Genomic DNA, 12732 nt, shown 5'->3' with positions numbered 1-12732 from the left:
TAATGATGGCAGAGAGGTCACACCCGTTCCCATACCGAACACGGAAGTTAAGCTCTCTAGCGCCGATGGTAGTTGGGACCTTGTCCCTGTGAGAGTAGGACGTTGCCAGGCTTATATTATTCCGCAGTAGCTCAGCGGTAGAGCTATCGGCTGTTAACCGATCGGTCGTAGGTTCGATTCCTACCTGCGGAGCCATTATGCTTCCATAGCTCAGCTGGTAGAGTACTTCCATGGTAAGGAAGAGGTCACCGGTTCAAGCCCGGTTGGAAGCTTGGGAAAAGTTTTGTTTTTTTTTGGCCCGTTGGTCAAGTGGTTAAGACACCGCCCTTTCACGGCGGTAACACGGGTTCGAATCCCGTACGGGTCACCACTTTTGGAGGATTAGCTCAGCTGGGAGAGCACCTGCCTTACAAGCAGGGGGTCGGCGGTTCGATCCCGTCATCCTCCACCATATATTTTTAAATGTCGGAGGGGTAGCGAAGTGGCTAAACGCGGCGGACTGTAAATCCGCTCCTTTGGGTTCGGCAGTTCGAATCTGCCCCCCTCCACCATTTTCTTTAAAATAACCTGAGAGGGTTTATTTTTTTGAAAAGATAACCATACTAGTAAATATTAATGGGCTATAGCCAAGCGGTAAGGCAACGGACTTTGACTCCGTCATGCGCTGGTTCGAATCCAGCTAGCCCAGCCATTTACGAGCCATTAGCTCAGTTGGTAGAGCATCTGACTTTTAATCAGAGGGTCGAAGGTTCGAATCCTTCATGGCTCACCATTTTCGCGGAAGTAGTTCAGTGGTAGAATACAACCTTGCCAAGGTTGGGGTCGCGGGTTCGAATCCCGTCTTCCGCTTAATTACTAAGGGGCCTTAGCTCAGCTGGGAGAGCGCCTGCCTTGCACGCAGGAGGTCAGCGGTTCGATCCCGCTAGGCTCCATATAAATAGGAAAAGCTTACATCAAATGATGTAAGCTTTTTTTGTGTTTAAATTCCACTCAAAAAGGAAACTTTTCCGTATATCGTTTAAAATGAAAAAAAGGGATTGAATAAGGGGGGATAATTATGAAAGTTGTCATTGCATCGGATTCATATAAAGAAAGCCTGAAAGCTATAGAGGTATGTGAAGCTATTGAAAGGGGCTTTGCAGCAGTTTTTCCTAAAGCAGAGTACGTTAAAGTACCAATTGGAGATGGAGGTGAAGGAACGGTCGAATCTCTTGTTGGTGCTACAATGGGGGGAATTATATCACTTAATGTGACAGGGCCGCTTGGGGAGAGTGTGCAAGCCTATTATGGTATGTCTAAGGATAAGGAGACAGCATTTATTGAAATGGCGGCAGCATCAGGATTACAACACGTTCCAATTGAAAAGAGAAACCCACTTATTACAACGACAAAAGGGACAGGTGAACTGATATTACATGCATTAGATCAAGGAGCTAAACACATTATTTTAGGGCTTGGAGGAAGTGCTACAAATGATGGTGGGGCAGGTATGTTGTCTGCTTTAGGCGTAGAGTTTATTAATAGGAAAGGTGAAGTAATTGAGCCCTCTGGAGGAACATTACATTTGATTACTGCTCTTAACCTTTCTCGTATGGATACACGTTTGAAGGATATAAAGCTAGAAGCAGCATGTGATGTCGACAATCCATTAGTTGGACCAAAGGGAGCGTCTTTTGTATTTGGGAGACAAAAGGGTGCGAATGTAGAGATGATGAAAGAGCTAGACGGGAATTTAAAACATTATGCTAATATACTTAAACAGTACGTATCTTTTGATGTGTCCCTAATACCTGGTGCAGGGGCAGCTGGAGGAATGGGAGCCGCTGCCGTTGCAGTACTAAAGGGACAGCTAAGAAAAGGGATTGAAATTGTATTAGATTATACAAATTTTGATAAGTGTATAGAGGGTGCCGATCTTATTGTAACTGGTGAGGGAAGGATAGATGAACAAACAGCTTATGGAAAAGCTCCTGTTGGTGTCGCGAAGCGGGCGAAATGCCGTCATATTCCTGTAATTGCTATTGGTGGATCTGTATCTCCGAACTATACAATTGTTTATGAAAAGGGAATTGATGCAGTATTTAGTATTACAGCAAGTCCAATGACATTAGAAGAGGCATATAAAAGGGCAGAAGAGAATATAGAAATGACAGCGAGAAATATTGCAGCAGTGTGGAAACTAGCATCAGAAAAACGCTTCTAAGTGTAGAAGTGTTTTTTAAATTCAGTTATTTGAGGATATTTTGTGTAATTCTAGGTATTGATGGAGAAAGGCACGGATAAAAATATTAGCTGATAGAAAAGTTAGTTGGTTCATTAAGTTAACTTTATACATAGAATAGTTTGAAAATCGGGAGTCCAACGTAAATATAAGTGAATAAAATGTATATCCATGCAGAAAAATGTCGAGTTGAGTCAGACTATATAAAAGATTTAAAATATTTAGTGAAGGCATAAAAGGGGGATACTATCTATGAAAAAAGAAATCTCAGTTATTGGAGTTCCAATGGATTTAGGACAGATGCGTCGCGGGGTTGATATGGGACCAAGCGCGATCCGTTATGCAGGGGTAGTTGAAAGAATTGAACAAATTGGATATGACGTAAAAGATATGGGAGATATATGTATAGAGAGAGAAAAAGAAGTAGATGAAAATACAAAGTTACGAAACCTTACTCAAGTTGCAACTGTATGTAATGAACTAGCGACTAAGGTTGATCATATTATAGAAGAAGGTCGTTTTCCACTTGTATTAGGCGGTGATCATAGTATTGCTATCGGTACGCTAGCTGGTGTGGCGAAACATTATAAAAATTTAGGTGTTATTTGGTATGATGCACACGGTGATTTAAATACAGAAGAAACATCACCATCTGGAAATATTCACGGTATGTCACTTGCTGCAAGTTTAGGTTATGGACATTCTTCACTTGTAGATTTATACGGGGCATACCCGAAAGTAAAAAAAGAGAACGTTGTAATTATAGGTGCACGTGCATTAGATGAAGGAGAAAAGGACTTTATTCGTGAAGAAGGCATTAAAGTATTCTCAATGCATGAAATTGATCGTATGGGTATGACGGCTGTTATGGAAGAAACAATTGCGTATTTATCTCATACTGACGGTGTTCATTTATCATTAGATTTAGATGGGCTTGATCCTCATGACGCACCAGGAGTTGGAACACCTGTAATTGGTGGTCTATCTTATCGTGAAAGCCACTTAGCGATGGAGATGTTAGCAGAAGCTGATATTGTTACATCTGCTGAATTTGTTGAAGTAAATACGATTTTAGATGAGAGAAACAGAACAGCAACAACAGCGGTTGCTTTAATGGGTTCTTTGTTCGGTGAAAAACTAAAATAAATGTAAGAAAAGCAACTGAGAAGTTGCTTTTTTTATTTGAAAATAGGCGTATAATAATGACTTATATTATACTGTAGGATAATAAAGTTTGACATCTTACCAATTTAAGCTAAAGGGGGGCGTTTGTAATTGTCGTTTGGTTCATGTATGGTATAATTAACTAGTTGTTGGAAATACATACAGATAGAGCATAAAATAATATTTCAATATATGGATAGAATTGCTCGTAAGTAGGAGGAAGGGTTAGCATGCCTTTTGAAGATACGACCATTTTGAAATATCTTAGTACGGCATTAGATATTGCTGTTGTATGGTTTATTATATATAAGCTAATTCTTATAATTCGGGGCACGAAGGCTGTGCAACTTTTAAAAGGTATTACAGTTATTATTGTCGTCCGGATGATTAGTATTTTACTTGAATTGCATACGCTATATTGGCTAACGGAACAAGTATTAACGTGGGGATTTTTAGCCGTTATTATTATCTTCCAGCCAGAATTGAGAAGAGCACTTGAGCAGCTAGGACGGGGTAGCTTATTTTCGCGTGTGGGAAATCAGGGGGAAGATGAACCTGAAATTGTTGCAACAGCGATAGCTAAAGCAACGGAATATATGGGAAAACGTAGAATTGGTGCACTAATTACTTTGTCAAAAGAGACTGGGATGGATGATTATGTAGAAACGGGTATTCCGCTAAATGCAAATGTATCATCGGAATTACTCATTAATATTTTTATCCCTAATACCCCTCTTCATGATGGAGCAGTAATTATGCAGGGAAGTACAATTAAAGCAGCAGCATGTTACCTTCCGTTATCAGAAAGCCCATTTATTTCTAAGGAGTTAGGAACTAGGCATCGCGCTGCAATGGGAGTTAGTGAAGTCACTGATAGTATTACAGTAGTTGTGTCGGAAGAAACAGGCCAAATTTCTTTAACGAAAAACGGGAAGTTACATCGTGATTTGAAGACAGAACAGCTGAAGGACATGTTGTTAGCAGAATTTAGTGGGAATGAAAAAACGACTTCTTCGTCTTTATGGAATTGGAGGAGAAAGCGTCATGGATAAGTTAATGGAGAATCATTGGTTTTTAAAAGGAATCTCATTACTATTGGCGTGTATGCTTTTCATGTCAGCAACTTTAACTGAAAAAAATACGACATCGAGTATATTACCTTTCGTAAATGAAACGAAAGAAACATTAACTGATTATCCTATTACCCTTAAGTATGATGAAGAGAAATATATTGTAAGTGGTATTCCATCAGGTGGAGTCAAGGTGAAGTTGGAAGGTCCAAAATCAGCAGTTGCTACAGCAAAAGCAAAAAAACAATTTGATATACCAGTTGATTTGAGAGATAGCGAAAAAGGAACTTATGAAGTTTCTTTGAAAACGAACGGGCTTCCAGATGATGTGAAAGGAACAGTTCAGCCATCAACAATTAAAATTACTCTACATGAAAAAGCGAGAAAATACGTTCATGTAGACTTAAAATTATCAAATGAGGATCAAATGCCAGCGGGTTCTACTCTCGAAAAATCAAACATTAAACCTGATACTGTTGAGGTAGTTGGGACGAAAGAAGAAATTGAAAGTATTTCATCTGCTAAGGCGTATATTGATTTAAAAGGTGTTAATAAAACTGTTACAAAAACAGCCGAAGTTACATTATACAATAAAGAAGGAAAACGTTTAAATGTAAGAACGAGTCCATCTAAAGTTAGTGTAACATTGAATGTGGCGACGCAAGCTACGGCCAATAATATTGAAAAAACTGTTCCTGTGACGTATACGAAAAAGGGGAGTTTGCCAGAAGGATTGACTGTTACAAATATTAGCGTTGAGCCGAGAGAAGTAACGATAGCAGGTCCAAAAGACATTTTGGATAATATACAATCTATAGAGGGGGTCGAGGTAGATTTTAGTCAATTGACGGATTCTACAACATTCGATGCCTCTGTTTTATTGCCAAAAGGTGTAACAAGTGCAAAACCAAATCAAGTGAAGGTTTCCGTAGGGGTACAAAAGGTAAAACAAACGAAAAGTAAAACTATTGATGGTATCCCGATTCAAAAAAGTGGAATTCCGAATGATGTTACTGCGCAGCTACTTTCGCCACAAGATGGAAAGATAAGCGTTGATATTTCAGGAGAAGCAAGTATAGTAGATAAAATAACAGCTGCTCAAATAACAGCGGCGATTAATCTGCAAAATGTATCTCCGGGGACGAAAGATGTTTCTATTCAAGTGAGTGGTCCTGGTAATATTTCGATAGAAGCAAAACAAAAAAGTGCTAAAGTCACAATTGTGAAGAAAGAAAAGCCGGATAAAGAAGTACAGGGTAATATTGAACAACCAGATTCAAAAAACAATCAAGAAAATCAAACTGAAAAACCAAAAAAACCTGAACCAGATCCAGAAAAGGATCAGGAAAAAGATAAAGAAAAAGAAAATGGCCAAGAACCAAGCCAAGAACCAACAGTAGATAATCAAAAAGAGCACGAAAAAGGAGCGAATAATAATGGGTAAATATTTTGGTACAGACGGAGTACGTGGGGTTGCAAATAAGGAATTAACACCTGAATTAGCTTTTAAAATAGGACGTTTTGGCGGCTATGTATTAACAAAAGATACAGATCGTCCAAAAGTAATTATTGGCCGTGATACACGTGTATCTGGACATATGCTAGAAGGAGCTTTAGTAGCAGGCCTATTATCAACTGGAGCGGAAGTAATGCGCCTTGGTGTTATTTCTACACCAGGTGTGGCTTATTTAACAAAAGCTTTAGGGGCGCAAGCAGGTGTTATGATCTCTGCATCTCATAACCCAGTACAAGATAATGGAATTAAGTTCTTCGGTTCAGATGGATTTAAATTAACAGATGAGCAAGAAGCAGAAATTGAAGCGTTATTAGACAAAGAAGTTGATGAGCTACCACGTCCAACAGGTACTAACCTTGGACAAGTGAGTGATTACTTTGAAGGTGGACAAAAATATTTACAATACATTAAACAAACTGTAGAGGAAGATTTCTCTGGTTTACATATTGCTTTAGATTGTGCACATGGTGCTACATCTTCTTTAGCTCCATATTTATTTGCAGATTTAGAAGCTGATATTTCAACAATGGGAACTTCACCGAACGGTATGAATATTAACGCTGGAGTAGGTTCTACGCATCCAGAAGTGTTAGCTGAATTAGTAAAAGAAAAAGGTGCTGACATTGGTCTTGCTTTTGATGGTGACGGAGACCGTTTAATCGCAGTAGACGAAAAAGGAAACATCGTTGATGGCGATCAAATTATGTTTATTTGCGCGAAGTATATGAAAGAAACTGGTCAATTGAAACATAATACAGTTGTTTCAACAGTTATGAGTAACTTAGGTTTCTACAAAGCGCTTGAAGCAAACAATATTACAAGTGATAAAACAGCAGTTGGTGATCGCTACGTAATGGAAGAGATGAAACGTGGTGGATATAACCTGGGCGGAGAACAATCAGGTCATATTATCTTACTTGATTACATTACAACTGGTGATGGAATGTTAAGTGCACTTCAACTTGTAAACATCATGAAAATGACGAAAAAGCCATTATCTGAGCTTGCAGGCGAGATGACAAAATTCCCACAATTACTAGTAAACGTTCGTGTAACAGATAAAAAACTAGCATTAGAAAACGAGAAAATTAAAGAAATTATTCGTGTTGTAGAGGAAGAAATGAATGGAGACGGTCGTATTCTTGTTCGTCCATCTGGAACAGAACCACTTATTCGTGTAATGGCAGAAGCACCGACACAAGAAATTTGTGATGGGTATGTACATCGTATTGTAGAAGTTGTGAAAGCTGAAGTTGGCGTTGAATAATTAGCTGGTTTTATTTAAAAGGAGCACAAAAAGTGCTCCTTTTTCATATGTTTTATAGACAATGAAAAAAATTTCATTGACGATTTATATTGTTTGTTATACGATGGTCTTGTTCTTTTTCTCAAAGGAAATATTGTAAATTATAAAAGCGCCAGAACTACAAGTAGTGTAGTTGACGAGGTGGAGTTTATCGAGATTTCGGCGGATGACTCCCGGTTGTTCATCACAACCGCAATCTTTTACTTAAAACATTAAGGTGACTTAGTGGACAAAGGTGAAAGTGTGATGAGAGAAAAGGAACGGATGAATACTAGCTGTATAAGTATATACGGACTTTAACCCAATCGAGAGGAAGGTGAAAGCCGTTACAAGCTTACAGGGCTAGCAATATGTAATCCGTTTTTTTAATATAAATAAATGGTATCGGACTATGTCGTTACATGTTCGCAAAGCAGTGTAAGCATTTGTAACGGCGACTAAACATGTGTGGAATCGTAGGATTTATTGGAGAGCAAGATGCAAAGGAAATTTTATTAAAAGGTTTAGAAAAGCTAGAATATCGCGGATATGATTCAGCAGGTATTGCAGTACAAGCAGAGAACGGTGTTGTTGTATACAAAGAAAAAGGCCGTATTGCAAAACTTCGCGAAGTCGTAGAAGAGAACGTAGCAGCAAGCGTGGGAATCGGTCACACACGCTGGGCTACACACGGTGTTCCAAGCAAACTAAACGCGCATCCGCATCAAAGTACATCAAAACGCTTTACACTAGTTCATAACGGTGTAATTGAAAATTATGAGTTAGTGAAAAAGGAATATTTACAAGATGTAACGTTCGTAAGTGAAACAGATACAGAAATTATCGTGCAACTTATGGAACAACAAGTGAGCACAGGACTAAGTGTAGAAGAAGCGTTCCGTAATACGCTATCTCTTTTACATGGCTCTTATGCAATCGGATTACTTGATGCTGAAAATCCAAACATGATTTATGTTGCTAAAAACAAAAGCCCGCTATTAGTAGGTGTTGGTGACAACTTTAATGTTGTGGCGAGCGACGCTATGGCGATGTTACAAGTTACAGATCAATTTATTGAGTTAATGGATAAAGAAATCGTAATCGTAACGAAAGAAAGTATTACAATTAAAAACTTACAAGGTGAAACGATTGAACGTGCACCGTTTACAGCGGAATTAGACGCAAGTGATATTGAAAAAGGAACATACCCTCATTTCATGCTTAAAGAAATCGATGAGCAACCACTTGTAATCCGTAATATAATTCAAAAGTACCAAGATGAAAATGGCGAGATTGAACTGAATGAAGATATCCGTAACGCAATTTTAGATAGCGATCGTATTTACATCATTGCATGTGGAACAAGTTATCATGCAGGTCTTGTTGGAAAACAATTTATCGAGAAGTTTGCAAAAATGCCAGTTGAAGTGCATGTAGCAAGTGAATTTTCTTATAACATGCCATTATTAACAGAGAGACCATTCTTCATTTACATTTCACAAAGTGGTGAAACAGCTGATAGCCGTGCAGTACTTGTACAAACGAATGAAATGGGTCATAAAGCATTAACGATTACAAACGTACCTGGTTCTACGCTTTCTCGTGAAGCTGATTATACACTTCCGTTATACGCGGGACCAGAAATCGCAGTTGCATCAACGAAAGCTTACACAGCACAGCTTGCGGTACTTTCAATTTTAGCTGCGGACATTGCTAAAGCAAAAGGCGAAGTTCTTGATTTTGATTTAACACACGAATTAGGACTTGTAGCAAATGCAATGATAGAACTTTGTGATCAAAAAGAAGAAATGGACGCATTAGCAAAACAATTTTTAGCAACAACGCGTAACTGCTTCTTCATCGGACGTAGCGTAGACTTCTTCGTAGGTTTAGAAGGTGCGTTAAAACTAAAAGAAATCTCTTACATCCAAGCAGAAGGATTTGCTGGAGGAGAATTAAAACACGGTACAATTGCCTTAATCGAAAACGGTACACCAGTTATCGCACTTGCTACACAAGAGCACGTAAACCTTGGAATTCGTGGTAACGTGAAAGAAGTAGTAGCACGCGGAGCTAACCCATGTATCATCTCAATGAAAGGCTTAGAAATGGAAGGTGACAGCTTCGTATTACCAGCTGTACACGAAGCACTAGCACCGCTAGTAGCAGTTATTCCATTCCAACTTATCTCATACTACGCAGCGCTTCACCGCGAATGTGACGTTGATAAGCCACGTAACTTAGCTAAGTCTGTTACTGTTGAGTAGGAGATTGGTAGAGTAACTAGATTATTGTAAATTTAAAATAAAGTCACGACGTTTATAAAAAAGTTGTGAAGCTTTGCCCCTTTGGATATGATTATCTAAAGGGGCATTTTTGTGTCGAAAAAAGAACATCTAAAATCGATAAGTGGATTAAAGAGGGGCAAGGAACTGGCAGTGGGAGAGATTATCAGCCTTGTCTTGAAATTCAAGATGATCCCTCATTAGATCGGTCAGTGGGATTTAAAAAGTATAAAAACCGGCAGATAGCATGAGGTTTTATCGGATTTGGGACGGAACTACTTTTATTTAACTGAATTTTCTGTTGTTATTTCAGATATTCGTTGATGGAAAAAAACACTGATTAAAGTTTCACTTTATTGAACAAATTAGATTACTAGACATTACAAGGGGGTTTATTAATGAAGGTGAAAGAAAAAACATATTTAAGTATAGAAGAGATTATTTCATTACCAACCTTATCAGGTGCAAATATAAGTGATGACGGCAAAGGCGTAGCATTTGTTAAGAAGACAGCTAACTGGAAAGACAATACATATAGAAATCATGTATGGATATATGAGAAAGATAAAGGGCAGAGTTATCCACTAACAACTGGAGATATAGATAGTACACATCCATTATGGTCTCCAGATTCCAAGACTATTGCATACCTTAGCCCAGGCGGTGACGGGGCTAATAAAAATCAGATCTTTGTTAAGTCAATAGACGGTTGTAGTGAGGTTCAAATTACTGATGAGAAAGAAGGGGTCAGTAATTTTAAATGGGAGCCTAGTGGCAAAGGCTTTTATTATGTGGCACAGTCAAAAGAATGTGAGGGAATAAAGAAACGTAAAGAGCTATATGGGGACTTCCAACATGTAGGTAAGGAACATCGGCATAATTGTTTATATTACATTGAAATAGAAAAAGTGATACAAAATGATAAAGGGGAACGAGAGATTAGCGGTGTTTATCAATTAACTGAGGGTAAGGATTTTTATATACATAACTTTGATATTTCAAATGATGGGAAAAAGGTTGTATGTATAGCTACACTAAGCCTAAACGATTATATGAATGGTGATCTATATATATTAGATATTGAAGCTGGAGAACTACAAAAGATGAATATAGATAAGTTGTTGGGAGGGAGCGTTTGCTTTTCTCCTGAAGGCAGCAAAATATGTTACTCGGCAAGCATAAGGGAGAAGGAGTACTATAAGACTCATATACAAGACAGTACATTAGAGATATATGATATGAATAATGGAGAGCTAATTCGACCTTTACTAGATTTTGATAGTACGGTTATGCCATTACAGTGGACAGCTAAAGGAATTTTAATTAGATGGCAGGATAAAACGAATTACCTCATTGGTTTGCTATGTGAGGATGGCACTGTGGAAATGTTAAGTGACAAAGTAGATGGCTTTATAATGGATGCTTCTATAACAAGGGATGGAAATCATATATCCTATAGTAAGGCTATAACAAATGAAACCTTTGAAATTTATTTAGACGATAAAAAAATAACGGATGAAAATAGCCTTTTTAAAGGGAAGCTGAAAAGTAACAGGGAAATAATCTCATGGCAAAGTAGTGATGGTCTTGAAATAGAGGGTGTTTTATCAACCCCAGTAGATTTTGATGCCAACAAAAAATATCCTTTATTAGTAGTAATCCATGGTGGACCAGCTTGGGCATCTTTTCCGATATTCTCAGACTGTTTTAATGAGAAATATCCGATTGAGCAGTTTATCGAAAAAGGCTTTATAGTTTTAGAGCCAAACTATAGAGGAAGTTCTGGCTATGGTAATGAGTTCTTAAAAGCCAACTATAGAAAACAGGGAATTGCTGACTACGATGATGTTATATCTGGAGTGGATGAACTAGTTGAAAAAGGGATTGTAGATAAAGATAGAGTAGGAGTTATGGGATGGAGTAACGGAGGATATATATCAGCCTTCTGTTCTACGTTTAGTAATAGATTTAAAGCTATTTCAGTTGGAGGTGGAATTACTAACTGGAGTACCCATTATGTGAATACAGATATACCTTACTTTATTAGAATGCATTTAGGAAATACTCCATGGAATGATCCAGATATATATACAAAAACATCGCCAATTACATATATTAAATCAGCCTGTACGCCTACCTTAATCCAACATGGCGAAAAGGATGCAAGGATTCCAACTTCCAATGCATATGAGCTATATCAAGGGTTAAGGGATATGGAAGTTGATACAGAATTAATTATTTTTAAAGGAATGGCATATAGTTCTGACCAGCCAGGAATTAATGTGGCTATTATGAAGCTGAATTTGATGTGGTTTTCACACTATATTCTTGGAGAAAGTATGAAAGAATTTAGGGTTTTATAATGGCTTGTTTTAGTCTTTAAGCTTTTTAGGTGCTTGAAATAAAGTCGTACACATTTATTCGGTTATATATGATTGAGTTTAACATTTCGGATAAGGCAAACTGTGAAATGTTTTGGTGTAAATGAGAAAAGAGCCTGAATGTAGGCTCTTTCCTTATTTATATTTAAAAGGTGAACTATTCTTATGCAGTTTTACCTAATTTATATGCTTCACGGTTATTTTTTTTGAAAATTTTGGGGAAAACATAACCATCTAATCCAATACGTCCAGCATTATGTCCTGCAACTAAAATGAACATAGTTAAAATAAGCAGGTTTGGGTTTACACTAACAGTTCCGCTTAATAAAAATGAAAGGTTCATTATGATGCCGAAAAATGCAGCTGTTTTTGTTAATCCACCTAAAATCAAACCTAGCCCTACTAAAATTTCTCCCCATTGAACTAAAAAGCTAAATAGGTCTGCGTTTGGAAGAACAAAATGTTGAAGAAAATCTGCCCACCAACCTTGTACTGCAGGGTGGTCACCTGATGCTTGAGCGATAGCTCCTTTTAGAAAACCACTTGCATCAAAAGACTGTCCAAAAACTTTTCCTATTCCAGCAGCGAGCCATGCATATCCTATGTAAAGTCGTAAAAATAATAATATGAAAGTAGCGCGTTTATCAGTTCTTAAAAAATTGATAACCATTGAAATCCCTCCAATATTCTATTTACATGTTTATTATATATCCATTGTGAATAAATTCACAATGGATAAAGTGTGAACAAAAATGGTGTTTTTATAAAATAAAAAAGGCATATAACAATCATATGTTATATGCCTTTTCT

8 protein-coding genes, 9 tRNA genes, 1 rRNA gene and 1 pseudogene are annotated in these 12732 nt (G+C 37.7%); 18 read left to right on the top strand and 1 reads right to left on the bottom strand.

Going from position 1 to position 12732, the window contains the following annotated elements; translation table 11 throughout:
• From rrf to MR066_RS24785, 18 genes and pseudogenes are all read left to right on the top strand, one after another.
• Positions 1-111 (top strand): 5S ribosomal RNA (gene rrf, locus MR066_RS24865); the annotation flags it as partial.
• A gap of 9 nt (positions 112-120) precedes the next feature.
• Positions 121-195: transfer RNA gene (locus MR066_RS24860), tRNA-Asn, on the top strand.
• Positions 196-199: 4 nt separating this feature from the next.
• Positions 200-272, top strand: a tRNA-Thr gene (locus MR066_RS24855).
• Positions 273-295: 23 nt separating this feature from the next.
• Positions 296-370: transfer RNA gene (locus MR066_RS24850), tRNA-Glu, on the top strand.
• A 5-nt stretch (positions 371-375) separates the two neighbouring features.
• Positions 376-451: transfer RNA gene (locus MR066_RS24845), tRNA-Val, on the top strand.
• Between the two features lie 16 nt (positions 452-467).
• Positions 468-551, top strand: a tRNA-Tyr gene (locus MR066_RS24840).
• A 65-nt stretch (positions 552-616) separates the two neighbouring features.
• A tRNA-Gln gene (locus tag MR066_RS24835) sits at positions 617-691 on the top strand.
• Positions 692-696: 5 nt separating this feature from the next.
• Positions 697-772, top strand: a tRNA-Lys gene (locus MR066_RS24830).
• A gap of 5 nt (positions 773-777) precedes the next feature.
• Positions 778-849 (top strand) — tRNA-Gly (locus tag MR066_RS24825).
• A gap of 10 nt (positions 850-859) precedes the next feature.
• Positions 860-932, top strand: a tRNA-Ala gene (locus tag MR066_RS24820).
• Between the two features lie 125 nt (positions 933-1057).
• Complete coding sequence (locus MR066_RS24815; protein WP_242248868.1) at positions 1058-2203, top strand: glycerate kinase; 1146 nt, start codon at positions 1058-1060, stop codon at positions 2201-2203.
• Positions 2204-2473: 270 nt separating this feature from the next.
• Entirely contained in the window at positions 2474-3367 is an 894-nt protein-coding gene (rocF, locus tag MR066_RS24810; RefSeq protein ID WP_002029355.1) for an arginase, read from the top strand.
• 248 nt (positions 3368-3615) lie between these two features.
• The gene (gene cdaA, locus MR066_RS24805; protein WP_002124707.1) at positions 3616-4437 is read left to right on the top strand and encodes a diadenylate cyclase CdaA; all 822 of its coding nucleotides are present in this window, start codon (positions 3616-3618) and stop codon (positions 4435-4437) included.
• Positions 4430-5899 carry a CdaR family protein gene (locus tag MR066_RS24800; RefSeq protein WP_242248866.1) on the top strand — a complete coding sequence of 490 codons (1470 nt, stop codon included), beginning with the start codon at positions 4430-4432 and terminating at the stop codon, positions 5897-5899. The genes cdaA and MR066_RS24800 overlap by 8 nt, the downstream gene beginning before the upstream one ends.
• Positions 5892-7238 (top strand): phosphoglucosamine mutase, encoded by a 1347-nt coding sequence (glmM, locus tag MR066_RS24795; protein ID WP_002139928.1) that lies wholly within the window; start codon positions 5892-5894, stop codon positions 7236-7238. The genes MR066_RS24800 and glmM overlap by 8 nt, the downstream gene beginning before the upstream one ends.
• A gap of 285 nt (positions 7239-7523) precedes the next feature.
• Positions 7524-7708 (top strand): annotated as a pseudogene (locus MR066_RS27450) (hypothetical protein).
• A gap of 12 nt (positions 7709-7720) precedes the next feature.
• Positions 7721-9523, top strand: a complete 1803-nt coding sequence (glmS, locus tag MR066_RS24790) for a glutamine--fructose-6-phosphate transaminase (isomerizing) (RefSeq protein WP_002029375.1) — start codon at positions 7721-7723, stop codon at positions 9521-9523.
• Positions 9524-9939: 416 nt separating this feature from the next.
• A complete protein-coding gene (locus tag MR066_RS24785; protein ID WP_242248864.1) occupies positions 9940-11904 on the top strand; it encodes a S9 family peptidase in 1965 nt (654 codons plus the stop codon).
• 181 nt (positions 11905-12085) lie between these two features.
• On the opposite strand, the gene MR066_RS24780 is transcribed toward MR066_RS24785, so the two are convergent.
• Positions 12086-12592, bottom strand: coding sequence for a DoxX family membrane protein (locus MR066_RS24780; RefSeq protein WP_242248862.1), 507 nt, complete (start codon positions 12590-12592; stop codon positions 12086-12088).
• Positions 12593-12732: the final 140 nt, after the last annotated feature.

The sequence above is a fragment of the Bacillus cereus group sp. BfR-BA-01523 genome (assembly GCF_022662615.1).
GTDB lineage: Bacteria > Bacillota > Bacilli > Bacillales > Bacillaceae_G > Bacillus_A > Bacillus_A mycoides.
This window is presented reverse-complemented; position numbering and strand designations above follow the sequence as displayed.

Coding starts and splice junctions, on each gene's coding strand:
- glmM (WP_002139928.1), top strand. CDS start 5,892: ATGGGTAAATATTTTGGTACAGACGGAGTACGTGGGGTTGCAAATAAG.
- MR066_RS24785 (WP_242248864.1), top strand. CDS start 9,940: ATGAAGGTGAAAGAAAAAACATATTTAAGTATAGAAGAGATTATTTCA.
- MR066_RS24780 (WP_242248862.1), bottom strand. CDS start 12,592: ATGGTTATCAATTTTTTAAGAACTGATAAACGCGCTACTTTCATATTA.
- MR066_RS24815 (WP_242248868.1), top strand. CDS start 1,058: ATGAAAGTTGTCATTGCATCGGATTCATATAAAGAAAGCCTGAAAGCT.
- glmS (WP_002029375.1), top strand. CDS start 7,721: ATGTGTGGAATCGTAGGATTTATTGGAGAGCAAGATGCAAAGGAAATT.
- rocF (WP_002029355.1), top strand. CDS start 2,474: ATGAAAAAAGAAATCTCAGTTATTGGAGTTCCAATGGATTTAGGACAG.
- cdaA (WP_002124707.1), top strand. CDS start 3,616: ATGCCTTTTGAAGATACGACCATTTTGAAATATCTTAGTACGGCATTA.
- MR066_RS24800 (WP_242248866.1), top strand. CDS start 4,430: ATGGATAAGTTAATGGAGAATCATTGGTTTTTAAAAGGAATCTCATTA.